Raw genomic sequence first — 25,999 nt, 5'->3', positions numbered from 1 at the left:
AAAATCCTCAGAAGCATTGGATATTTTGATATGTATAAATTAAGTTTTGCTATAAGAAATCTATAAGGAAAGGATTTTTTCCTTTCCTTTATTAAATTTAACCCACCAAGCTATTTTCTATCCCGAGAGTTTTAATATTTGAAATTACTTATTAACAGAGAGGGTGATAAAATGCTTAGATATTTATCCACAAGGGTATCTCAGCTTATTTTAGTATTGTTTGTAGTATCTATATTGGTATTTATGTTTACAAGCGTCATGGGAAACCCAGTATATTTAATGGTTAGAGAAAATGCTACAGAGGCAGAAATTCAATCTGCCATAGAATACCTTGGACTAGATAAGCCTCTTCCAGTTCAATATGGCATATTTATAAAAAATGCCCTTAAAGGAGATTTTGGTAAATCCTACATATATCATCAACCTGCATTAGGTCTAATAATAGAAAGATTTCCAGCCACTTTAGAGCTTGTAATTATAGCTATGTTATTGTCAGCATTAATTGGTATTCCCTTAGGTGTATTATCAGGAGCATATCCCAATAAACTATCTAGCAAAGCAATCATGACTTTATCAATTGCAGGTATATCCTTACCCTCATTTTGGATTGGTATGGTAATGATATTTTTCTTTAGTCTTACTCTAGGGGTGCTTCCTGTATCGGGCAGAGGTGATGTGGGAACAATTTTAGGAATTCGAACTAGTCTTGCTACAACCGGCGGATGGAAGCATTTAGTTTTACCATCATTAACCCTTGCATTGGCAAATATAGCCACCATTATTCGATTAACTAGGGCAGGAATGCAAGAAAATATTAGACAAGACTACGTAAAGTTTGCCAGAGCAAAGGGAGTTTCTAGGAGAAAGGTTTTGTTTGGTCATGCATTAAAAAATACATTAATACCAGTAGTTACTATCTTCGGTCTTCAACTCGGTTCTCTTATAGCATTTACAACTATAACAGAGACAATATTTGCTTGGCCGGGAATGGGGAAATTACTGATTGATGCCATTAATAGTAGCGATAGACCTATAGTGGCTGCATATGTTTTATTTGTTGCTGTAATGTTTGTATTCATAAATTTTATTGTAGACATTCTTTATACCTTCATAGATCCTAGAATAGATTTAAAATAATTAAAAGGCAGGTGATAATGTGAGTATTCAAGTTGAAACTTCTAATAAAACTCAAGAAAAAGCAAGTAAATGGAGATTATTTTTAGAATCAGAATTTTTTCATAACTATAAAAAATCTCCTACTGCAATTATTGGATCTATTATAGTTATAGCTGTACTTTTAATTGCTGTATTTGGTCCATTATTTACAGTACAAAATCCCTATGATATGTCGGATATTGATTTAAATAATGCATATAAGCCTCCTGCATGGGATGAAGGGGGAGAATCGAAATTCTTTTTAGGTACCGATCAACAGGGAAGGGATATTTTTAGTGCCATTGTATACGGTAGTAGAGTTTCTTTAATCATAGGTATAGTAGGTACATTTTTAGCTAGTGCTATAGGTATAGTATTGGGGCTTATAGCAGGATATTTCGGAGGAAAAGTTGATGCAATCATTATGCGTATAGCTGATATACAACTTTCCTTTCCCACCATGCTTATTGCAATATTTTTAATGTCTTTAATTGGTAGAGGTATAATCAATATACTCATAGCATTGTCTTTAGTAGGATGGGTAAGATATGCAAGAACCGTAAGGGGTGAAACCCTTTCTGTAAAAAAGAAAGAGTTTATAGAAGCCACAAAGGTTATTGGTCTTCCCAATTTTACAATTATATTTAAACATGTACTACCAAATGTTTTTACATCCATTATAGTATTATCAACTATTCAAGTAGGTTCTTTTATTCTAACGGAAGCAACTTTGAGTTTTTTAGGATTAGGTGTTCCTATTACTAGACCTTCATTGGGTATGCTTTGTAACAATGGGTTTAATGTATTGTACAGTGGATTATGGTGGGTATCTATTTTCCCAGGACTATATATTATGATTATTGTTTTTGGAATAAATCTACTGGGAGACTTCTTAAGGGACGAATTAAATCCTAAGCTGAAATAAAAGGGGTGATACAATGAAGAAGAAATTATTGCAGGTAAATAATTTAAGAACCTATTTTCATACATTTAAAGGAACGGTAAAAGCAGTAGATAATATAAGCTTCGATATAGATGAAGGAGAAATATTAGGTGTTGTTGGGGAATCCGGTGGTGGTAAATCTATTACTGGATTTTCAATAATAAAACTCATAGATGAGCCAGGTAAAATAGAAACTGGGGAAATAATATTTGATGGACAGGATTTAATGAAAAAATCTGAAAACCAAATGAATCAGATTAGAGGTAAAGATATTTCAATGGTTTTTCAGGATCCTATGACATCACTAAATCCCGTATATACAATAGGAGAACAAATGGAGGAAGTTTTGATACTCCATGAAAAATTGACAAAGGAACAAAGAAAAGAAAGATGTATAGAACTTTTAAAGGCCGTTGGCATTTCAAATCCTGAAAGTAGATTAAAAAGTTATCCCCATCAATTCAGTGGCGGTATGCGTCAAAGAGTAGTTATAGCCATAGCTTTGGCAGCAAATCCAAAGCTTATAATAGCTGATGAGCCAACGACTGCTTTAGATGTTACCATACAAGCACAAATATTAAGACTTATGACAAATCTTGTAAAGGAACAAGGATGTTCTTTGATGCTAATTACCCATGATCTAGCTGTTGTATCGGAAATATCAGACAGAATAAACGTTATGTATTGTGGAAAGATCATAGAAACAGGATATACAAAGAGTATTGTGGAAAAATTTAAGCATCCATATACTAAAGGATTAATAAGCTCAATACCTGACTTGGATAAAAATAAAGAAAGATTAGAAACAATTCCTGGTATTGTACCAAATATGTTTGACCTTCCTAAGGGATGTAATTTTTCTCCCAGATGTAAATATTGTAAGGATATTTGTAAGGAAAAGGAACCTGAACTTGTAATGGTCGATGAAAAACATTATGTTGCATGTCATTTTCCGCTGAGAGAGGGGGAAAAGTAGATGGATAAAATCCTTGAAGTAAAAAATTTAGAACAAAAGTTTGACCTTAATAAGGGTATTTTGGATAAGATTAAGTTTAAAAATGGAAAATTTATCAAGGAAGAAAGAATTGTAAATGCAGTAAATAATATAAGCTTTTCCATTGACAAAGGTAAAGTTTTTAGCTTAGTTGGAGAATCCGGATGTGGAAAGTCCACAACTGCAAGAACAATTATTAAACTTATTGATCCCAAAGGTGGAAATATTAAATTTTGCGGGGAAGATATAACAAATCTTACTGGAAACGAAATGCTTAAATATAGAAAAAAAATGCAAATGATATTTCAAGATCCATATGCTTCCTTAAACCCTCGGCAAAAGGTATTAGATATATTAATAGAACCAATGTTATTTCATCAAGTTGCAAGTTCTAAAAGTGAAGCAAGGGAAAAGGCCTTTGAAATATTAAAAAAAGTAGGAATAAGGGCTGAACAAGCTACAAGATATCCCCATCAATTTAGCGGTGGTCAAAGACAAAGGATTGGTATAGCAAGAGCATTAGCTGTAGAGCCAGAATTTATAATAGCAGATGAACCAGTTTCAGCCCTTGACGTATCTATACAGGCTCAAATACTAAATCTAATGATGGATTTAAAAGAAGAATATAATTTTTCTTATTTATTTATAGCCCATGATCTATCAGTTGTAAAACATATAAGTGATGAACTAGGAGTTATGTACTTAGGTAAAATTGTAGAAAAAGGCAGTAAAAAACATATATTTAATAACCCTTTACATCCATATACTAAGGCATTATTTTCAGCTGTGCCTAAATTATCCGGTACAAATTTAAAAAACTCCAAAAATGTTCAGGGAGAAATTCCCAGTGCAATAAACTTACCCTCAGGGTGCTATTTCCATGAACGATGTCCCTATGCAAAACCAATATGCTCTAAAGAAATGCCTATGGAAAAGGAAGTAGAAAATGGTCATTGTGTATTATGTCATCTATATTGAATTTAAGAGGTGTGAATATTATGATACTTAAACAACAAATTTGTGATGAAATAGAAAATATTAGAAAAGAGCTAATAGATTTAAGTAAAAAAATTCATGAAAAACCAGAGCTCGCTTTTCATGAATATAGCGCAGTAAAAAATATAGTACTATTATTAGAAAAACACGGATTTAACATACAAAAAGGCATAGCAAATTTAGAAACAGCATTTAGAGCAGAATATAATGGTAAGGGCAAGGGACCTACAATAGCATTTTTAGCAGAATATGACGCTCTACCAGAAATAGGACATGGTTGTGGACATAATTTAATAGGAACAATGTCTGTAGGTGCTGCCATAGGACTGAGCAAAATAGCAGATAAAATTGACGGAAAAATTGTAGTATTGGGAACACCAGGAGAAGAAGGTGGAGGCGGTAAGGTAATAATGGTCAATGAAGGAGTATTTGATGATATTGACTATGCAATGATGATACACCCCAGCACTTCAAATATTATATGCAGAGGAGGTTTAGCTACTAGAAAGCTTACAATAGAATATCATGGAAAATCAGCCCATTCATCTTCACCAGAGGATGGAATAAATGCTTTACAGGCCGTAATAAATACATTTAATTTTATAGATCATATAAGAGCAATACTTCCTTTAAAGGCAAATATTAATGGGATAATAACAAATGGAGGTAAGGTCCCTAATGTTATTCCAGATTATGCATCATGTTCATTTAGCGTAAGGGCAGATACGGTTAGTGATTTAAAGGTAGTTGTAGAGCATATAGAACATATTGTTAGGTCTATAGAAAAATTTATGGGAGTAAAGGCTGATATTAGTAAAACCCTTATTTATACAGAAAGATATCCAAACAAAATTATAGCCGAAAAACTAAAGGAAAATATAGCACAATTTGGTGAAATTATGAATTATCCAAAGCCAAATATGAAGTATGGCTCATCGGATATAGGGAATGTTAGTCTCATAGTACCAGCTATACATTCATATTTAAAAATAGCAGAGCCAGGAACCATTAGTCACTCAATTGATTTTACCAAGGCAGCCATAACTGATAAGGCACATATTCAAATGATAAAAGGAGCCAAAGCCCTGGCTTTAACAGGATTTGATATATTTAGTGATGAAAAATTGAGAGAAGATATATATGAAGAGTTTCATAGAGCTGTACCCAAATATGATGAATCTGATATGAAATAAAAATTAAAATCTATAAATGTAAAAAGATGATTAGCAAAACTTTGTAAAACAAAAGATTGTTAATCATCTTTTAAGTCTATTGCTTTTAATAAGCCTATCATAGTAAAACACTTGTCCAATTAACCTCTTGGATCATTTTCATCAAATATAGTATTCGGTTAAGGCATTATCTAGTTGATAACTTATACTTACTAGTCAAGTCAAGGAATATTGAAGTTTTGCATAAAAGCAAAAACAACTCTAAAAATTAATCTCTTCTTTTAGGAGGTCTTGGTCCAAAATACTGATAGTAATAGCATTTAATACGACCATTATAGAGTTTTCTGTTTTTATTGGCTTTTTTGCCAAAGGCCTCTTGAAAGCCTTCATGGGAGGTAAGTACATAGTAAGACCATGTATCAAGGCTAGAAAAAACCTTTCCCATTTCACTATAAAGCTTTTCTACCTCCTTTTTTTCGCTTAGTCTTTCTCCATAGGGTGGATTGCATATTATGTATCCATACTTTTTCTTTGTACTTAGCTCTCCTACAGGTCTTCTTTGAAAATGAATACAATCATCAACCCCTGCTTCTATTGAATTTTCCATAGCTATCTTTGCCACTCTGCCGTCTATATCATATCCATATATATCTAATTCCCTATCATACTCTATGGCCTTATAAGCTTTCTTTTTAGCATCCTTCCATAAATCCTCAGGTATAAAGTCCCACTTTTCCGATATAAAGCTTCTATTTAACCCCGGTGCTATATTTCTTCCTATCATAGCAGCTTCTATAGGAATGGTTCCTGAACCACAAAGGGGATCAATAAGAGTTCTATCGGGATGCCACCTGCTTATTTTTATCATAGCAACCGCAAGGGTTTCCTTCAGTGGTGCTTCCCCTTGGGCTTCTCTATATCCCCTCTTATGAAGTCCGGTTCCACTGGTATCTATAGATACAGTTACTTTATCCTTTAAAATAGACACCAGTATTGGATACTTTCCTCCACTTTCTTCAAACCAATCCTTAAAATAGATTTCCTTCATTTTTTCCACTACTGCCTTTTTTGATATGGCCTGAATATCCGATAAGCTAAAAAGCTTGGATTTCACCGACTTTGCATTTACAGGAAACTCAGCATCTATTGGAAGATAGTTCTCCCAAGGCAGTGCCTTTACCTGCTGAAAGAGCTCTTCAAAGCTTGTGGCTTTAAATTCTCCTATCTTTAAATATACTCTATCGGCACATCTAAGCCAAAGATTCGTATCACAGATGGCCTTTTCATTACCTACAAATGTAACTCTTCCATTTTCTACAGTAATATTATCATATCCCAATTCCTTAAGTTCCCTAGCAACAATTGCTTCTATTCCAAAGGTAGAAGTAGCTATAAGATCAAGTTTTGCCATTTTATCTCTCCTATTGCTTAATTTAATTTTATTTTCCTTATGAACTTAATTTTACCCATTCCTCCAACAACTTATCAAGTCTTTTTTGCAAATTACATTTTTCATTATGAATCTGGGTCAGTTTTTCATAATCATCGGAGTAATTGAAGAGAGCTTCATTTAAGCTTTTAATTTCACTTTCTAACCCCTCAATTTCATATTCTAAATCTTTAATTTTTTTATCTATTTTCTTTCTAGAATCTTCCCTCATTTCCCCATTATTAATTTTTTCTCTGTTATATTTTTTCTTCTTTGGTTTCTCTTTTTCGGCTAATTTTTCTTTAGTCTTTTTCCTTTTATAATAATCATAATTTCCTACATAATTTATTAATTTTCCATTATTAAACTCTACTATCCTATCAGCCATTCTATTTATGAAATATCTGTCATGAGATATAAAAACTGCAGTACCATCAAACCCAATAAGTGCCTGTTCAAGAATTTCCCTTGAATCAATATCAAGATGGTTAGTAGGCTCATCCAATATAAGAAGATTTATATCCCTGTGCATTAGCTTACACAGCTTAAGTCTTACCTTTTCTCCCCCCGATAGATTTTTTACTTTTTTGAATACATCATCAGAATAAAACAAAAACCCTGCAAGGATTCCCCTGGCTTTACCTTCATCTACAGGATAATCCTCCCTGAAAGCTTGTAATATGGTGTGCTCCTTATTACTAAATTTTATTTCCTGCTGAAGATAGCCTTTCTTTACCCCTGCTCCTATTTTTACCTCTCCACTATCAGCATTAATTTCACTTAATAATATCTTAATAAGGGTAGATTTTCCACATCCATTTTTCCCCAAAACAGCCACCCTCTCTCCATACTTAACATAAAAGTCTAGGTCCTTAAATATAAATTTACTTTCAAAACTTTTTCTTAACTTTTTCACTTCTATTACATCCTTACCGGATCTAGAATCTGCTGAGAGATTGAGCTTCATATTTGCTTTTTCCAGTTGGGGTCTATCTACCTTATCCATTCTATCAATTCTTTTTTGCATATTTCCTGCTTTTTTAAACATCCTTTCATTATCTCCACGGTTTCCCCATTCCTTAAATCTTTTAATGGCTTCTTCCATTGATTTTATTTTTTTCTGCTGAGATTTGTAAACTTCAAACTGCTCATATAGCCTTCTTTCCTTCTCCTTAACATAGTAAGAATAGTTGCCATGATATACATTACATTTTCCAGTCTCAATCTCCAATATTTTATCCACAACAGCATCTAAAAAATATCTATCATGGGATATTACTAATACTGTCCCCTTATATTCCTTTAAAAACTCTTCAAGCCACTCTACAGATTCTATATCAAGGTGATTTGTTGGCTCATCAAGTAAAAGTATATGGGGATTTTGAAGTAATATCCTGCCCAAAACAATCCTTGTCTTTTCCCCTCCACTCAGAGTAGAAAAAAGTCTCTCCTTTAGTTCTTCATCTATTTTTAATCCTGTACATATCTTACTTATTTTTTCTTCTATCTCATAACCACCTTTATTTTCATACTCCACTTGCAGCAGTCCATATTCCTTCATTATACTATCTAGATTTTTTTCTTGTAAATTAGTCATTTTCTTTTCTAGAATAATCATTTTTTCTTTAATATCAAAGACATTCTTAAAGGCATCATTTAAAGCATCTATGGATCTGTAATTTTCCGGATATTCTGGTATCTGATCTAGATATCCTATATTGGATCCCCTTCTTATAGACAATGAGCCTCCATTACAATCTTCTATTCCAGATATAATTTTAAAAATTGTTGTTTTACCTGTACCATTTCTTCCTAGTATTCCTATTTTTTCTCCACTAGTAGCTTCAAAACTTATATTCTCAAGAACTTTATTGGCTCCATAATATTTTTCAATATCTTTTAAAGCAATTTCTATCATTTTTTATTCCTCCATTTCAATTTAAAGTCAAAAATAAAAAGTCCATGCAAGTAAATCTCTGCCTGAACTTTCATACCCTAATATTAATATATTTTTTCATGTTTAACTTTAATAAACTCCTCTATAAACATAAAAACCCAGGCAAGCAAATTCTAACCTGGGTTAATAATCAATTTAGATTTTATTAGGTAAAGATGACTTACTTGATTTTAGTTAACATAATATTTAATTTTGGACCCACTACCCCCTTGGCCAAAAAAAGTAAATGTCATAGTATAATTAGCTGGCAGTTTATCCAAAATATGGTTAACTAAAACCTTATCCTTCATCTTTAACCTCCTCATTCTCTACTACTCATATTTTATCACTTATTTATGATAAATTTCAAGACCTTTATTTATTTATTTAACAGCCATATTGAAAGATTTAATACTGAGGCAAAGGACACCCATAATATATATGGTATCATTAAATATCCTGAAATTTTATCTATTTTGTAAAATCTAATTGTTGTAATTATTATAAGTATAAGTAATATAATTATTTCAATATATGCAACGCCTCTTAATCCCAATCCAAAGAAAATTATTGTCCATAGAAAATTAAAAAATAGCTGAACCCCATAAACAATAAGGGCACTTCTTACATCTGACCTATTTGATCTATACATCCAGACCCTATAGCTTGCTATACCCATAAGTGTGTATAAAATTATCCAAGCTGGAGCAAAAACCCAGGCAGGCGGTGCAAAACCAGGCTTTGTTAACTCCTCAAAGCTATTATAAGCATCGCTTCCTACTAAATAAGAACTTAAAAAGCCCACTAATAAAGGAATTAATATACTGATAATTAATGCAATCCAATTAACCTTTCCTTTAACTCTAAATAATCTCAGCAAGGCACTTTCCTCCTTTAATATTATTATAGAATGTTTATACTAAATTAATATTCTTGCATAGTGAAAATATACAAATTATATTTTCAAGCCTACTTAGTTTACCTATTTTTCTATTCTTTCCTTTTTCCATTCTAATATCCTCCTAAATAACTTTGGCTGAATATTAAAATATGTTAGATTATCAGGTAAAGCATCAAACAGTTTTATTTCTTCTATTTCTAATTCCGGTAATTTTCCAAGCCTATTTACCTTTGCGTAAAAAAGTCTACCATAGTTAGTTACATTATCTGCAGTAACAGAATAATTGCATACGGGTTTTATAGTAAATTCCTTGGCACCTGTTTCTTCAAATAATTCCCTCTTAGCTGTTTCATTTATATCTTCATTTTTTTCTCTATGTCCTCCAGGGATTTCCCAAGTATCCCTTTCCTTATGTCTGACAAGTATCCATTTTTCTTTATATTCAGCTGCTATTATGGCAAACTTCAATGATTCATTTTTTACTTTCTCTACTTTATAAAAATCTATCTTTATCAAAATTCATCTTCCTCTCTATATCATTATTGTTATATTATTCTCTTTTACATGTATTTTTCCTTCCCCACGATTTTTATAACCCATAGGAAATTATTAACCTGTCTATCCTTTTAGTTCTTTAATTAAAAACTTATTTTTTACATGAGTCAAAAAGATTCCCAGTGGCTGCCACCGCAAATTAAACTTTTAAGTTCAAAGAAAAGCCGCTTCTAAATATTTTTAGAAACGGCTTTTTATAAAAATTTAAGCTTCCTTTTTAGCTTTAGCTTTCTTAAGTAGAAATACTCCAATCATTATAAGGAGAACTGGAAAAAGTGATTCTCTAATAAATCTGAAAATTTGATATACATCTCTTGAAAAATATTCAAGAATATAGTTAGATATCCTGTGAAATCCATTATTTAATATGCTTAAGCCCCCGATTACTATAAAGCCTATTCCTACATGTTTATAGTTTAATGAATCTAAATTTTTAATCTTTATATCCCAGATAAGCGTATCATCAACAGTTTCTCCTTCATTAATAGATTTTCTTGTCTGTAAGCAGTCAAAGAAGCTGTAGAACCAAATTATTACGTTAAACAAGAACAATACTCCTCCTATTGAATATAACATATTTGCTAAGAATATTGGTATTATAAAAAGCACCATAAGTTGAAGCCCTCTATTCATTAATCCTAGATACATTTGTCCTGCTCCAGGAATTAATGAAAAAACAAATGTCCAAAAGGAACTTGTATTTTTATCGTATTTATTTTTCATTATTGGCTTATCTATATTTATACCTTTATTATCCTTAGATATATTCTTTTGTAAACAATTCTTACAAAAAATCTTTCCATCAATATCTACAGCACATTCCTTACAAATAACGGCTCCACATTCAAAACATCTAAAGCTTGCTTCTTTATCATTGTGTACACTACATTTCACTTTAATCCCTCCCTACTTTTAAATATATAACCTTATTTATTCTTAAAAAATTTAATTTGCTTAAAATCTAATTTTTTATAGGTTCTTGAAACAACTGAAGGTATTTCTTTTAAACAATTAGTAATTTGGCTATTAATAGATAGTGGTTTTTCATATATATAGCTTGAAATATCCTCAGTACTATATCCAAAAGATGTATTTAATACAAATATTAACAAACCTGCTGCCACAAAGCTTATACCCCATTTCTTTATTATAATTGTCCTTATATTATTGGCTTTTGATTTTATCTTTATTTGATTCATTACTTTTTCAGTAAAATCCTCAGGAGGTAAAACCACAGGATGACTAGAAAGAAGATCAAATACCCCTTTAAGCTCTTTATATTCTTTACTGCATTTACTACATACCTCCAAATGCTTCTCTATCCTATACTTTTCAATATCATTCAATCTATTTTCAAGGTACATATCCAGCTTTTCTAATATTTCTTTGCATTCCATCCCTTCTCACCTCCTGAGCTTTTATTTGAAAATTTCTTCTTTAATAGTTGTCTAGCTCTATAGAGTCTGGTTTCAACTGTTTTTTCTGGAACTTTAAGTATTTTGGATATCTCCCTATAGGACAATTCATTAAAATGATACATTATTATTACAGTTTTATATCTCTCGGGTAAATCATATACGACTTTATGAACCTCTCTTTGTTTTTCATCGCTTATCACTATTTCTTCTGGGGAGCTATCCTTTGAACTTAATTTAATATCTGGTAAACCTTCATATTTATAAGCTTCATTAAAACTTGAAATTTCTATTTTCTTTTTTCTCTTATAATCTATACATTTATTGGTGGCAATTTTATAAATCCATGTTGATAAACTTGACTCAAATCTAAAACTTGATATATTATTAAATATTTTTATAAATATTTCCTGGGATAAGTCCTGGGCTTCACTATAATCATTTGTAAATTTGTAAGCACAAGCAAAAACTCTATTTTTATAGAGGTCCACTATACTGCTAAATGCCTCAGTATTTCCTCTTTGCACCTTTATTATTATGTCGTTTTCATCCAAATGAATCACCACCATATTCAAACAATTGAGAAACTTGTATAATTAAAATTTTTCACATGTATTATGCAATTTCCTCAATCATATAAATCTATTAATTATCTATTCTAATATTGCCATTGATAGCCCTTATATTTATTTTAACATTACTATTTCCAATATTTCCATCAATACGACTTTCATTGTTATCCTCATCAGCTTCTAATCCAAAATCATTATTTATTCGTCCATTCTTCGAATATATATTAAATTTTCCCTCTTGATTATCAGGTAATCTCACATCAATTCTGTCATACTCGTTTTCTATTTCCAATTTATCACTTATGGGCTTTTCACTTTCAAAAACTACTTGGCCGTGTCTGCTTCTAATATCTATTGCCTTGTTTGCTTCTATGAGCTTAATATTACCATGCTCACTGTCTATCCTGACATTTCCATCTATATTTTGTGAATTTATATTTCCTCCTTTTCCATTGATTTTTAAGTCTTTCTCTATTTCATCTATATCTATTTTACAATAACTGCTTTCAATAGTTAGATTGCCTCTTATTTTTTTAGCTTCTATAAGCTCATGCTTGTTACTTATATCTGCATTTCCACCTATATCATTAACTTCAACTGCTCCATATTCATTTTCTACACCTATATCCTTGCTTACACTATTAGCCAATACTTTTCCATGCTTATTTTTAACACTTGCACTTCCCTGTATACTTGTTATTTCAACCTTGCCATATGAATTTTCTATATCTATATCTCCCTTTAAATTGTTAATTGACACATCACCATGTTTATTACTAATTACAGCCCCATCTCCAAGGTCATCCACTGACACTTCTCCATATTTATTAGTAATATCCAACTCCATATCCTTAGGTATCACAATATCCAAATCCACTTCCAAATTACTTATTTGTCCATTGGCAGTAATTCTTTCTCCATTATTAACTATTTGAATTGTATCTCCATCATTATTAATCACATCTAATATATCTGAAACTATCCTCTTAGCTTCCTCTCCATCATAATTATGCCTCATTTTCACTTGCATATTTATCTTAATATCCTTCTGATCACCTTTTTTTACATTAACATTACCAAATTCATTTTTAACTTCTAGTTTATCTTTATCTTTAACTTGAACCTCTATATCCCTATTTTCAATAGTTTCGTTTTTGTATACAATAGGTATAAAGCTTCCATCAATATCTAGCCTTAAGGGAATTTGATGAATAGCTGCAAAAACAAAGGATATACATACTATTACTATAATAAAGAAGATACTTTTTCCACTTATAGATAGTTTAGCTTCATCCTTTCCAAAAATGAATTTACTAAAAATCAATTCTAAACCTAGTAAAATAATAATTACGGGCCAAGCTATAGATAAAATATCATATATATTCATATCAATAAAATTGTCCAATAAAAATAAGGCTCCTAATAATATTAAAGATATGGCCAAGGTAAATACGCCAATTTTTTTTTCCTTCATTTTGTGACCTCCTTCTTTAACTTTTCCATTTCTATTTATATAGACGCTGGTTATTTATTAAACCCTTCAAGAAATTTAAATTTTTCTAATTGAGCAAATTAAAGTTATGCAATTTTCTCAATTTAAAAAACCCTTAAGAGGCTTTACCCTACATAAGGATTGAAAATCAACAATCTTCACTCTTCTTTAAAGAGCTTAGATTATACATGACAATATATATTAAAAATATAAAAAGCCCAAACATAAATGTAAACTTCAATGATCCTGAATTTATACTTTCAAATATCATCCTAAACAGATTCTTTGGATTAGTTACAAACTCCCAACTATTGAGTCGAAGAAATCTTCCTAGAAATATAGCAAATCCACTTAAGTTTGAAACAATAAATATAAATATCCACCCCAATGATTTTTTATATTTATCCTCTACTATTTTATGTACTCTATACAAGGAAATATGCCCTATTATATAACCCGTAAATATAAAAAGCATAACAAGGACTAAATCATACCACATAATGAAATTGAAATCAAAATTATATGAAGAATTTGATATAGTATAGTAATTGTAAACACTTAAATGAATTACATCAGTAACTATATAAGGTGCATTAGGATAAAATATGAGCCAGCAAAACCCTAAGGCCAATAAATAGATCGTTTTCTTTATGCCTTGTCTTTTATTTTTATTTATATATTTCATTGCAGAGGATAAAAAAAGAGGTATCCAAGCTAAAAAAAGATTCCATATTAAAAAGGCAAATCTTATACTTCTTTGATTAATTATTCTAAAAGCTATCATGACAAAACCAATTATAGAAAGAATTAGTAATGTTTTTATCATTGAATTTAATCTTAATTTCATCTTTTTTCTCCTTTTGAAAGAAAATATAAACCCTTCTGTGTTTTTATTAAAGTTATTTATCTTAAATATTACACTAAAATCTATCCACTCTAAAAGGATGTTTAATATATCTATTCTATGGAACTGTTTTCTATAAGCTCCTGTACTTTTTTTCTAATATTTTCTCTTTCAATTTCAGACTCTTTTAGTTCCCTTCTTAGTTTATCAAGCATGTAACTTACATCATTTGTTGTCTTTTCAACCTTGGATTTAGAATCATTTATTTTACTTTGAACTGTCAAATCAGCAAAAAGACCATCAAAGAAATAATCTGCAAAGGTTAAAAAGGAACCTATTTCTATATCTATATCAATTGTATTTCCTACATCCTGTAATTCCCTGTGAAAGTTTCTTAGATATCTTTGGGCTATACTTATTTCATTCCTAGCATCATCTATTTTGGAATGCTTTGCCATGGTGGAAATGAATCCACCTCCCAGAATATCCCAGGTTCCCCAGGCACCGGCCGATTGTAAATGCTCCTTCACCCTTTGCAGGGAATATAATAATGTTTCTCCTGCCTCTATTGCCTCTTTTACTTCCTTTTCCTTTGAAAGGGCCCTTACTTCCTCACTTTGAAATCTACTTAAGGTTTCTTTTATTTCACTATTAAATGCTTCAAGTCTATACTGCTTTTCTTTTATAAGCTTTTCATAGTCTTCTTCTACATCCTTTAATTCATATAATCTTCTGTTTCGTCTTTCTATGTCATTATCCAGCGCCTGTATTTCACTGCAGATACTGTCATATTTTAATTTAGCTGCTAAGGCCTCCTGTTTTTCCTTTTCAAGCTTTTCTGATTTATCTCCAATTATTGAATGAAAAATATTTGCAAAAGACATTCCCTCCAATTTCTCCACATCTAACTCTTCTTTTTTAAAAGCTTTGTTCAATTCATCTTTTCTTCTATTTAGTTCCATTCTCTGGTTTAACATATTATCCAATTTATGCTTTATTCTCTTTTTATCATTCATTTTTGATTTCAGCTCTAATATTTTTTCATTTAAATTAGCCATCTCCCTCTTCTCCTTTTTACATTAGTTTTCTATCTTCACCATTATCCAATGATTACTTCGGTACTTTATAAATCCAGCCTTAAGGGCCAAATTCATTAATTTATATTTTAAATTCTTATCTTAAGTTTTTTCTAATCAATCTCAATTCCCATAATATATATATCATAAAATATACCATTATGATAAAAAAATCTTGAAATAGCTCCTTCCATTATAAAACCTAATCTTTTATATAACTTAATAGCTTTTATATTGTCAGCTCTCACCTTCAGATTAATCTTCTTAATTATACCTGTTTCCCTCGCCCAATTAATTAAATAATTTATCAATATCTTTCCAATACCAAAACCCCAGTATTTTCTTAAAACAGTTATACCAAACTCCCCATAATGCTCAATCCTTTTACGATTACCTCCTGAAAATGTTAGGCAGCCTATTATCTCGCCCTCCCACACTGCAATCAAAAACAAGGCATTTCTATACTTTTTACTATCTTCTATAAATATAGCTTCTTCCTCTACTGTAGTGTTAAATTCTCCATCGCCAAAGGTTAAATAATCACTTTCACCAGAAACTTTTTCCATATAAGTTATTACAGCTTTGGCATCTTCTCTCTTTCCCTCTCTTATAACCACAACTTTGCCATTTCTCAATTTATATTTCTTCATAATATACTCTCTCCCATTAATTGAACCTAAAATTTATTCCTTATAAAATTTTATTCTATAAATTTAAGCTTTAAACCCTAATTTATAAATTTAAGCCTTTATTTTTTTCTCTAAAAACAAAATACTTACTAGCTAATAGAGAAGAAATTAGTCCAAGTATAATACCTCCCAATATATCTGTAGGGTAATGGACAATTAAATACAATCTGGAAAAGGCTATTCCACAGGCCAATAATACCAATGGTATGACTAATATCTTATTATCGATCATCTTTATAAATGTAAAGGCTGCTGCAAAGGAAGATCCCGTATGTCCAGATGGAAAAGAATATGATGTTGGTTCATTTATTAATAAATTTATATTTGGAATATTTATAAAGGGCCTTTGTCTTGCTACAAGGTTTTTTAATAAAAACTCACCTAATACTGTAGTTATAATTAAAGAGTATATTGCTATAATTCCAGCTTTTCTATATTTCTTACTTGCTATCAAAACTATACAAATAATAATCCATATTAATCCTAGATTACCTAGTGAAGTAATAAAAGGAATAATTCTATCAAGAAATGGGTTGTGGATATGTTTTTGAATAAAATCTATAATCAATCTGTCAATATTCACATTAAATTTATACATAATATATTGTCACCTCTATCCCTCTGTAGTTTTAAATAATAATTTCTAAAATTCCTATAATAGATTAAAAGCTTTTCATATTTAACTGTGGATAAACTTATCTTTTTCTCTATTTTATACACATTTCTTTATATTATCAACAGCTTATCTTAAAAATAAGTTATACACATAAACTTTTTAAATGAAATGAGAAACTTGTATAATTAAAATTCTTCACATGTATTATGCAATTTCCCCAAATATTAAAAGTCCTTAAAATACAAACTGACACAACGGATTAAGTTAAAAAAGTTCAATTTAACTTATGTACATATGTTAAATTGAACTTTCTTTATTAACTTTAATTTAATTATTTGCTAAACTTTTGAATAACTTTTATTACATTATCAATTCCACTGCCGGCCCTATTTAAATTCATAGCATTTATATAAGCAGACCTATTTTTATATACCTTCTTTATACCTTCTAAAAGAAGTTCACTATTTAGATTTTCTTCCATAATAACATGACTCAAACCTTGCTTCTTAAACGACTCTGCATTTAATATCTGATCCCCACGGCTGGCCTTTTTAGATAATGGTATTAAAATATTCGGCCTTTTAAGGGCTAATATTTCATATAGAACCGTTGCTCCAGCTCTGGAAATAATCAAATCAGCCATGGCAAATAGGTGGGATAGTTCTTCCCTTACATATTCAAATTGCTTATAACCTTTTATTCCTTCATAATTTTTATCTATATTTCCCTTTCCACATATATGACAAACCTGAAAGCTTTTAAGAATCGTTTTTATATTGGCTCTTATATTTCTATTTATTACCTGAGACCCTAAGCTGCCACCTATAATAAGGATAATTGGTTTTTCATCATTAAAACCACAAATCTCTTTACCCATTTTCTTTTCTCCAAAAAAAAGACTGTCACGGACAGGTATACCAGTTAGAACTCCCTTATCCTCTGAAATATACTTTCCTGTCTCGGGAAATGTATAGCATACCTTTTTTGCAAATGGAATAGCAATCTTATTGGCCAATCCCGGGGTAATGTCAGATTCATGTATTACTATGGGAACCCTGTTCATCCATGCCCCCCAAACAACGGGAGATGATACAAATCCTCCCTTACTAAATACAATATTAGGTTTTAACCTGCTAATTAATGCTAAAGATTGCATAAATCCATGGGTTATTCTAAATGCATCTGTTAAATTCTTTACATCTAGATATCTCCTAAGTTTTCCTGCATTAATAACATGGTAGGGTATACCTTCTTTTTCTATAAGCTTTCTTTCAATTCCTTTTTCAGTTCCTATATAATGAATATCATATCCTAATTTTTTTAGTCTGGGAATAAGGGCAATATTTGGAGTTACATGGCCTGCTGTTCCTCCACCGGTCATCACAATACGTTTCATTAATTAACACCTCTTTTTAATTGAGCAAATTGCATAAAGCTATATATTTCTATCAGGTTTTCTTTTTTCAATTTTAATTTTTTCACAAACTACTAATTTACTAGTCCTAAGCTCGTCTACTATTTTAACAAAGGAAATATTTCTCAATACTCTCTTTTACTTAGATTATACTTATTTTAACCTATTGTGATAGTTAATTAAATATTAAAATTCCTGATATGAGACTAGTACAATAAATTATTTTAATCAATTTTATATTCTTTGTAATTTTCAATATTAATCATAAACTATTTCTCCAAAAACTTCAATTAACCTTTCTTTAATTTTTTATAAATAATTTATTTAATATTAATCACCAAAAATGGACAGCTGAATATACTATTACTGGAAATAGAGAAATAGCCCTCTACTATCTTTCCCTATTTCCATCATTAAAATAAAAGAAAGGGGTAATTATTTCATGGCTAATGAAACAACTAACCAAGTTGCAAATGTTACTGTTACTAATGGAAACAATTGTGGAGACTCATCATTTTGTGCAGACGTTTTTGCAAACACCTTAGAAGGCTGCGTTAATACGCCTGTAGATTTAGACCCTATTACAACCGGTGCAGTGGTAAAGGTACCTGTAGTTTTAGCTGAACTTAATGTGCAAATTAACGTAAGCTCTTTTATAAACCTTCCTGAATTTGCAATAGAAATAAAAAATATTAAGAAAAGAGTTAAAATAACTCAATGTAGACTTTTACAGGATACAAATATTCTCTTTATAAAGGGCTTTGTCCGTAAAAATATAGATTATGCCACAGCTGCTTGTGCAGATAGCGAAAGCGTATGTGGAGATATACGTCATTGTACTGTAGACGTTCCATTTGAATGCTCAACACCTGTAACCTTCAATGGTATTGACCCTGCACCATTACAAACAAATACTACGGAGGAGTTCGAATATTTCAGAACTCAAGAACTACCATCTGGGTTCCCTGAAAAAGAAGATTTATTAGCTGGTGATTTATCAGAATATAACCAAATAAGTACTGAATTTTTCAACGAAATGCCATTCTGTGAACTTATCAGCAGCAGAATAGTAGAATTTGATGAATACCTTAACCGCTTAGAATTTTCTCCTGCACCCTTTGAAGAAAGACTATTCTCTAAAATAGAAGAAAAAATGGTTATATTCCTTACTTTAAAAATCTTACAAAAACGTCAAGTTCAAATTGATGCTATATAATTAAAAAAAATATACCTTCTTAAAGTATCTAGATTTTATCTAGATACTTTTTTTGAACTTATTATAGTTAATTTCATATTATGTAATAGACAGCAAAATGTGAAAAAATATTATTTTCTTTAAATATGGTGGTGATAAAATTGACTGATGATAAAAAGAAAAACATTAATTACATAAAGTCTGTAACTAAAATTTTAAAAAGCTCTAAAAATGAGCTTGTTGATTTAGATTATATAAAATCAGATATAGTATCAAATGTACCTGTTTTAATTGATAAACTTATAGTTAAACTATCCATAGACAAACTAGTGAAATTACCGGAAAATGCAATAAACATTAATTCTGTTAAAAATAAACTTATAATAAAATCTTGTAAATTTATACAAGAGGAAAACTGTCTTTTTATAAAGGGGATAGTTTCTAAAAAAATATACTATAATTCAAAAGCATATGCTAATTTAAGACATTACAATATAAATATACCATTTGAATATACTACAAAAATAATATCTAATAAGCTAAAAATATCACCCCTATCAAATAATGATACAACAGATATTAAACATTTTAAAAAAAGTAATTTATCATCAGAAAGCAAACTAATTCCTAATAAGCCACCCTTTTTCCAATTGATTAGCAGCAAAATTAATGAACACTATAAGTATGTATATGATAAAAATTCACAAAAAGAATCTATAGATATAAAGGAAGTTAAAGAATTAAATATTAATATGATTGTTTTACTTGAATTTGAAATATTTCAAAATAAAGAAATTTATATAAAATACTCTTCTAATGATAATAAAAATTCCTGCTTCAACAAAAATATTCCATTAGAAGATAATATTAATTCAAAAAATAAATTCAATATAAATAATGAAACTACCGCAGAAAAAAACCAGGAGTCAAATGATTTACCTTATTATTCCAAAGAGTTTGAAAACAAGCTATTTTCAATAGATAATCCTAAACCTAATAATGACACCAATATAAATGATGAAGTTTATGTGAAAAATAACCCGTCCTTAGACTTTTTATGCAATAAATGTAATTATAATAATAAGCTTGATTTAAGCTATTTACTTGATTTTTACAATGAACCTAAAGATGATCCTGCTTCAATAAACAATACTAATATTGATAACAGCCCTAATGTAAGTAATCTGGCTGATATAAAAAGTAATACTTCTTCAGAGGAATTATGTAATAAATACGATTATAATAATAGGCTTGACTTAAGTCATTTGCTTAATTTTTATTATAATTCCCATAATGGCAATGAATTATATTCACTAAATGAAGCTATAAGTCATGGATTTAGCTCTTATAAATCACTAATATTGTTTCTATGTCTACTTATACTATGTGCCAATAATAATTAAGGAAATTACATAAAACATAAAGAACTTTAAAATATAAAGAGCCCCTTATATTTAAAGTAAGCCCTTTATAAAAACAAATTATCTTCTATAAAATTAAAACTCCTAAAACAACTATAAGCATAATAGCTAATATAAATACCGCATACATTAAACTATTAAGGTTAAATCTTAGAATAGATATAATATCAGAAAATGTTTTAAATTCCTTTACATTTTTCTTTCGTAATAATAACTTTGGTTTCTTTACTTTAATATTCTTTATATCCAATTGTGGTTTCTTTACCTTAATATTTTTCATAGATATATTAGGTCTTTTTACTTTAATATTCTTTAGAAATATATCGGTTTTTTTTACTTTAATGTTTTTTACAGATATATTTGGCTTTTTAACCTTAATTCCACTTAAAGCTTTAAACCCATTAGATATATAAACAACAAGATTAACTACACTTCTATCAATCACTTTAAATATTACTGAACTTGATCTATATAAAAACACACTAATTGGAATATATACATGCTTTTCTAAGCTGAGCCATCTTAAAGACGGATTAATATACAAGGGGTTACCGTCTTGTTCTATTCTAATATATTTCCTTATAAATCCAAAGTATATTATAAAGCCATAGGCCATAGTAATAATTGAGCTTTTAATATTATGGATTGTATAGAAATGTGGTTTAATATGTCCATGGGCTTTAAATAAATCCATGGTACCTCCAATTATTTTAAAAATGAAATTGGGTCTAATACCTATGAATATTATTATAAAACCTAATACTATCATTGGAATTATAGCCCTTTTCTTTAAATGATGCTTATATTGTCCCCAGTATTTTTCGGATTCTTCTATAAATACCGTAACAAATATTTTTAACAGATATGCCACTGTAAAGCTGCTGCTTATGGTAAATATTATTTCAGCCAGATCAAGCCATCTATTTCCATAAATATGATGTGCTTGGGCTAAAGCTTCATGTAAAAGAGTCTTACTTATAAAACCATTAAATCCAGGCATTCCTATTATAGAAAATAATCCCACCAGAAATAACACCTTAAGTATATTCTTATGTTTTCCAAAGCCTCTTATTTTATTTATACTCAATTCATGGAGTATCATGTATATAACACCTGCACACAAGAATAGAAGCACTTTAAAAAGGGCATGATTAAATATATGATATAGGGTTCCATAAACAGCTATAGCTTTATGTTTCTTTAAAAGTCCAATAAGTCCAACACCTAATAATATATATCCAATTTGACTCATACTGCTATAGGCAAGTATTCTTTTTATATTCCTTTGAAATATAGCTAAAAATCCTCCTAAAAACATATTTATAAACCCTAAAACAATTATAGTTGTTGAAAGAAATATATCGTCCCCCATTATTATTGGAACCACTATAATTATTCCAAATATACCCGTTTTTACCAATATACCCGATAATATGGCGCTGGCTGGAGTAGGTGCAGCGGGATGAGCCTTTGGAAGCCATACATGAAGAGGAAACATACTTGCCTTTACACCAAAACCTATAATAAGCAAAAAGGATATCAAATATTTAATATTTCCTAAATTCTTCATTGAATTTGATAGCAGGCTTATATCTACAGTTCCTAAATAATCATAGGTTAAGAATAATCCCATAAGAAGAACCATGCCTCCCGTTATTGCCATGGAAATATATGATTTCCCAGCATCATGGGCATATTCATCTTCATCATGTATAACTAGTATATATGAAGTAAATGACATTATTTCAAAAAAAGTAAATAGATTTATAAGGTTTTCTGATAGAAATATTCCCAAAGTACTTCCCAGAGTCAGCATAAAAAATGCATAATATCTATTCCTATTTTTATATTTTATTAGGTATTGGGTAGAGTATATAGTAGTTAAAAACCATATTAAGGAAGTTACCCATATAAATATATATCTAAATATATCCAGCTTCAAAGAAAGGCCAATTCCCATTATATCTGGAATAAATACCTCTATGGGATCTGAAGTTATTTTTCTAAAAAGTAGACTTATTACTAAGAATTCAACTCCAGTTAATATTATATTAAAGGTATCTCTATATTTTTCACTTTTTTTACCTATTAGCCATCCTATTAGAGCTCCAATCATAGGCAAAAGTAAAATTGCTAAAATAGCATTCCTATAAATCATTTTTGATCCCTCCAAGGATTTCGATTGTTGATAAAACAATCAAGCTTAAACTATTCCTTTAACTATATCTTCTATAAAATGTAATACTATATTTGGAAAAAGTCCTAAAACTACAATAATCACCGTTAATATTACTATAGGTATAAGCATAGGCAAAGGAGGCTCTTTTTTAATTATCTTTTCATTATGCCCGGGGAAAAAGGCAGTAATCACTATAGGGAGCAAATATCCTGCTGTCAATATGGCACTTAATAATAAAATTACTACAAAAAGAATTTTATTTTCATCAAGTCCCCCAAGGGCTAAAAACCATTTGCTTACAAAACCATTGGTAGGAGGTATTCCTATAAGGGAAATTGAAGCTATTGTAAAACATCCCATAGTTATAGGCATCTCCTTACCTATTCCTTTAATTTCATGAATATCTTTTTTTCCTGTCATATAATAAATTACCCCTGCACAGAAAAACAATGTTATTTTTATTACTGCATGGTTAATGAGATGCAAAAGCCCACCAACCAATGCTTGATCATTAAGTAAAACAATCCCAAGTAATATATATCCAAGCTGGCTAACAGTAGAATATGCAAGCCTTTTCTTGAGATTTTCCTGATGTAGAGCAAGTAAAGAACCCATGAGTATGGTAAGTACTACCAATATACTTATATAATAATTTCCTCCTATTTCATAAAGAACACCGGAACCAAATATATAATAGCTCACTCTAATAAGTGCAAATATCCCTGATTTTACAACTGCCACAGCATGCAGCAGTGAACTGACGGGAGTTGGGGCAACCATAGCTGCAGGAAGCCATGAATGAAAAGGAACCAATGCAGCCTTTACTCCAAATCCTATAAACATTATCATATATATAGCCAATAATAAGCTTCTATTATCTAGACTTATCCCCCTAAGTATTCCAAATTCCATAAATGCTGTACTGTTGGCAAGTGTAAAAACTAATATAATTCCCAAAAGAGCCATTGTTGCTCCACCAAAGGAATAAATAAGATATTTTCTGCCTACTTTAAGGGCTTCTTTACTTCCATTATGAATTACAAGGGGAAAAGTTGCTAAGGTTAAATATTCATAGAAAATATATAATGTGAATAAGTTCCCGGAAAAGGCAATCCCTACAGTAACTCCCAATGTTAACATGAAATATGAAAAGAATCTTTTTTCCTTACCTTCATGGGTCATATATGAAAAGGAATAAAATCCTGTAAATATCCATAATATAGATGCCAATAAAACAAATAATATACCTAATTTATCAATTTTAAAATATATATCCATTAAATTATTCATCTTTATAAAATGAAAATCCATAGATTGATTAATAGACAATAAAGCAATGATTAAAATAAGATTTAATGATAATATACTCATCACATATATATTTCTTCTTCTATCACTTTTAAATTGTATCATTCCCATAACTAAGGAAGCTATTTGCGGAAATAGTATAGGAAAAAGTATAAAATAGCTTTTCAAAATTTTTACCTCCGTACGTAAATTTTCTCATATAATTTACTCACCTAAAAAAAGACCTCTACTCCTTTTTCAATAATATATATTATTTTATTAAATCTAATTCCCAAATAGAGAGCCCCTGTAATTAAGACTAAAACAGGCATCAACTCCTTTATTGGCTTTTCCCTAGACATTAATTTTTTACCTTCTAAGTTTTCTTCTCCAAAATATCCATTAATAACTATTGGGAAATAATATAATGCATTTAATAAACTACTTATAAGTATTACTGAAATAAATATTTTTCTCTCAGCCTCAATACTTGCAAGGGCAAAATTAAATTTACTAATAAATCCCGGAAGCACAGGAATACCAACCATAGACATGGCGCCCAAGGTAAATATTCCAAGGGTTATAGGCATTTCTTTACCTATTCCCCTTAATCCCAGTACCTTTTTTTCCCCTGATTTTTCAATCATAGCACCTACCGATAAAAATAATGCAGATTTTATAAAGCCATGATTTAATATATGAAAAATGGAAGAAACAAGGCCAAGCTTATTACCAAGTCCTATTCCAAAGAATATATATCCCATTTGAGCTACACTGGAATAAGCAATAATCCTTTTTATATCTTTTTGAAGTATCGCTGATATTGAAGCAATAATCATGGCCAAACTACCAAGTATTAAAACCATAAATAATAGCACCTTAAATTCATTCATTATTTCACTGCCAAACATTCTATATAAAATCTTTATATACAAAATAACATATGCCTTAAGAACCAGGGCTGAAAGCATGGCGCTTGAACTGGATGGAGCATTGGAATGGGCATCGGGAAGCCATACATGAAGTGGAAACATTGCACTTTTTATACCAAGTCCTATTGTAAAAAGTCCTATAGAAATCAATATACTCTTTTCATAGGACATATAAACATCAATAAGTTCCTTATGAATAAAACTCATGTTTAAATTGCCACTTATAGAATATATAAAAGCAATTGCCATTAATACAAGACCTGAACCAAGACTGCTTAATATCAAATACTTTAAAGCAGCCTTTATATTTTCCTTTTTATCCTTTATTACAACAATTCCACAGGCTGCCAGGGTACTTATCTCTATAAAAACAAAGGCATTAAAAAGATCATTTGTATATACTATTCCAAGAAGAGTACCCACTAATATATTAATTAGAATATAATAAAAGGAAATCTTGTTTTCTTTTATTTCTTTTTCTATGGTATAAATAGAATACCAGGATATGAAAAATGCAACAAATGTAAACATTATTGACATAATAGCTTCTAAAATACCTATATTAAACTCTATTCCCCAGGGCGCATCCCAATGACCTATCCTGTATATGAACGAACCGAAGCTATATACATATTTAAAGGTTATGAAGGATAATATGGCCGAAATTCCTAGCATTACCAAACTCAAACCTTCTACCAATTTCTTTTTTTTAAGAAATGGTATAACAAAGGACCCTATAAATAAAATTAAAATAATTACAAGGGGAAAACTTCTAATTATATCCAC

23 protein-coding genes are annotated in these 25,999 nt (G+C 30.0%); 7 read left to right on the top strand and 16 right to left on the bottom strand.

The annotated features are described in order from the left end of the window. Positions 1 to 171 precede the first annotated feature (171 nt). Genes B5X81_RS24040 through B5X81_RS24020 form a run of 5 tightly spaced genes read left to right on the top strand, consistent with a single transcriptional unit; the run spans position 172 to position 5,281 of the window. On the top strand, positions 172 to 1,137 hold the full coding sequence (locus tag B5X81_RS24040; RefSeq protein WP_079495572.1) for an ABC transporter permease: 966 nt from the start codon (positions 172 to 174) through the stop codon (positions 1,135 to 1,137). Positions 1,138 to 1,156: 19 nt separating this feature from the next. Beyond that, the gene (locus B5X81_RS24035) at positions 1,157 to 2,080 is read left to right on the top strand and encodes an ABC transporter permease (protein ID WP_244282232.1); all 924 of its coding nucleotides are present in this window, start codon (positions 1,157 to 1,159) and stop codon (positions 2,078 to 2,080) included. 13 nt (positions 2,081 to 2,093) lie between these two features. After that, a complete protein-coding gene (locus B5X81_RS24030; protein WP_079495571.1) occupies positions 2,094 to 3,074 on the top strand; it encodes an ABC transporter ATP-binding protein in 981 nt (326 codons plus the stop codon). Further along, positions 3,075 to 4,070, top strand: coding sequence for an ABC transporter ATP-binding protein (locus B5X81_RS24025; RefSeq protein WP_079495570.1), 996 nt, complete (start codon positions 3,075 to 3,077; stop codon positions 4,068 to 4,070). Between the two features lie 20 nt (positions 4,071 to 4,090). After that, the gene (locus B5X81_RS24020) at positions 4,091 to 5,281 is read left to right on the top strand and encodes a M20 family metallopeptidase (protein WP_079495569.1); all 1,191 of its coding nucleotides are present in this window, start codon (positions 4,091 to 4,093) and stop codon (positions 5,279 to 5,281) included. A gap of 247 nt (positions 5,282 to 5,528) precedes the next feature. Here B5X81_RS24020 and B5X81_RS24015 read toward each other — a convergent pair whose 3' ends face one another. From B5X81_RS24015 to B5X81_RS23955, 13 genes are all read right to left on the bottom strand, one after another. Continuing rightward, on the bottom strand, positions 5,529 to 6,671 hold the full coding sequence (locus B5X81_RS24015) for a THUMP domain-containing class I SAM-dependent RNA methyltransferase (protein ID WP_079495568.1): 1,143 nt from the start codon (positions 6,669 to 6,671) through the stop codon (positions 5,529 to 5,531). 37 nt (positions 6,672 to 6,708) lie between these two features. Next, positions 6,709 to 8,607, bottom strand: coding sequence for a ribosomal protection-like ABC-F family protein (gene abc-f, locus B5X81_RS24010; protein ID WP_079495567.1), 1,899 nt, complete (start codon positions 8,605 to 8,607; stop codon positions 6,709 to 6,711). Positions 8,608 to 9,004: 397 nt separating this feature from the next. Next, positions 9,005 to 9,505 (bottom strand): TspO/MBR family protein, encoded by a 501-nt coding sequence (locus B5X81_RS24005; RefSeq protein ID WP_244282231.1) that lies wholly within the window; start codon positions 9,503 to 9,505, stop codon positions 9,005 to 9,007. A gap of 102 nt (positions 9,506 to 9,607) precedes the next feature. Further along, positions 9,608 to 10,042 carry an NUDIX hydrolase gene (locus B5X81_RS24000; RefSeq protein ID WP_079495566.1) on the bottom strand — a complete coding sequence of 145 codons (435 nt, stop codon included), beginning with the start codon at positions 10,040 to 10,042 and terminating at the stop codon, positions 9,608 to 9,610. A gap of 243 nt (positions 10,043 to 10,285) precedes the next feature. Then, positions 10,286 to 10,975, bottom strand: a complete 690-nt coding sequence (locus tag B5X81_RS23995) for a B-box zinc finger protein (protein ID WP_170917583.1) — start codon at positions 10,973 to 10,975, stop codon at positions 10,286 to 10,288. Positions 10,976 to 11,007: 32 nt separating this feature from the next. Then, entirely contained in the window at positions 11,008 to 11,478 is a 471-nt protein-coding gene (locus B5X81_RS23990) for an anti-sigma factor family protein (protein ID WP_079495564.1), read from the bottom strand. Further along, positions 11,457 to 12,050 carry an RNA polymerase sigma factor gene (locus B5X81_RS23985; protein ID WP_079495563.1) on the bottom strand — a complete coding sequence of 198 codons (594 nt, stop codon included), beginning with the start codon at positions 12,048 to 12,050 and terminating at the stop codon, positions 11,457 to 11,459. Before B5X81_RS23985 ends, B5X81_RS23990 begins: the two co-directional genes overlap by 22 nt. Positions 12,051 to 12,141: 91 nt before the next feature. Continuing rightward, on the bottom strand, positions 12,142 to 13,542 hold the full coding sequence (locus tag B5X81_RS23980; RefSeq protein ID WP_079495562.1) for a LiaI-LiaF-like domain-containing protein: 1,401 nt from the start codon (positions 13,540 to 13,542) through the stop codon (positions 12,142 to 12,144). 166 nt (positions 13,543 to 13,708) lie between these two features. Continuing rightward, positions 13,709 to 14,407 (bottom strand): DUF1361 domain-containing protein, encoded by a 699-nt coding sequence (locus tag B5X81_RS23975; protein WP_079495561.1) that lies wholly within the window; start codon positions 14,405 to 14,407, stop codon positions 13,709 to 13,711. A gap of 110 nt (positions 14,408 to 14,517) precedes the next feature. Next, positions 14,518 to 15,462: a hypothetical protein gene (locus tag B5X81_RS23970; protein ID WP_079495560.1), complete on the bottom strand. Its 945-nt coding sequence runs from the start codon at positions 15,460 to 15,462 to the stop codon at positions 14,518 to 14,520. A gap of 131 nt (positions 15,463 to 15,593) precedes the next feature. After that, entirely contained in the window at positions 15,594 to 16,130 is a 537-nt protein-coding gene (locus B5X81_RS23965) for a GNAT family N-acetyltransferase (protein ID WP_079495559.1), read from the bottom strand. An 82-nt stretch (positions 16,131 to 16,212) separates the two neighbouring features. Continuing rightward, complete coding sequence (locus B5X81_RS23960) at positions 16,213 to 16,767, bottom strand: phosphatase PAP2 family protein (protein ID WP_079495558.1); 555 nt, start codon at positions 16,765 to 16,767, stop codon at positions 16,213 to 16,215. Between the two features lie 349 nt (positions 16,768 to 17,116). Continuing rightward, a complete protein-coding gene (locus tag B5X81_RS23955) occupies positions 17,117 to 18,181 on the bottom strand; it encodes an undecaprenyldiphospho-muramoylpentapeptide beta-N-acetylglucosaminyltransferase (protein ID WP_079495557.1) in 1,065 nt (354 codons plus the stop codon). Between the two features lie 460 nt (positions 18,182 to 18,641). On the opposite strand from B5X81_RS23955, the gene B5X81_RS23950 reads away from it, so the two are divergent. Together B5X81_RS23950 and B5X81_RS23945 are read left to right on the top strand one after the other, a co-directional pair. Next, a complete protein-coding gene (locus B5X81_RS23950; protein WP_079495556.1) occupies positions 18,642 to 19,415 on the top strand; it encodes a CsxC family protein in 774 nt (257 codons plus the stop codon). A gap of 140 nt (positions 19,416 to 19,555) precedes the next feature. Continuing rightward, positions 19,556 to 20,797: a hypothetical protein gene (locus B5X81_RS23945; RefSeq protein ID WP_079495555.1), complete on the top strand. Its 1,242-nt coding sequence runs from the start codon at positions 19,556 to 19,558 to the stop codon at positions 20,795 to 20,797. A gap of 85 nt (positions 20,798 to 20,882) precedes the next feature. Here B5X81_RS23945 and B5X81_RS23940 read toward each other — a convergent pair whose 3' ends face one another. From B5X81_RS23940 to B5X81_RS23930, 3 genes are read right to left on the bottom strand one after another with little or no spacing between them, the layout of a single operon-like run. Next, a complete protein-coding gene (locus B5X81_RS23940; protein WP_079495553.1) occupies positions 20,883 to 22,973 on the bottom strand; it encodes a complex I subunit 5 family protein in 2,091 nt (696 codons plus the stop codon). A 45-nt stretch (positions 22,974 to 23,018) separates the two neighbouring features. Then, on the bottom strand, positions 23,019 to 24,470 hold the full coding sequence (locus B5X81_RS23935; RefSeq protein ID WP_079495552.1) for a complex I subunit 5 family protein: 1,452 nt from the start codon (positions 24,468 to 24,470) through the stop codon (positions 23,019 to 23,021). A gap of 44 nt (positions 24,471 to 24,514) precedes the next feature. Next, the gene (locus B5X81_RS23930) at positions 24,515 to 25,999 is read right to left on the bottom strand and encodes a complex I subunit 5 family protein (RefSeq protein WP_079495550.1); all 1,485 of its coding nucleotides are present in this window, start codon (positions 25,997 to 25,999) and stop codon (positions 24,515 to 24,517) included.

Origin of the sequence: Maledivibacter halophilus (assembly GCF_900167445.1) — a bacterium.
Lineage (GTDB): Bacteria > Bacillota > Clostridia > Peptostreptococcales > Caminicellaceae > Maledivibacter > Maledivibacter halophilus.
Note: the sequence above shows the minus strand (reverse complement) of the source record. Positions and strands in the feature narration are given on the sequence as shown.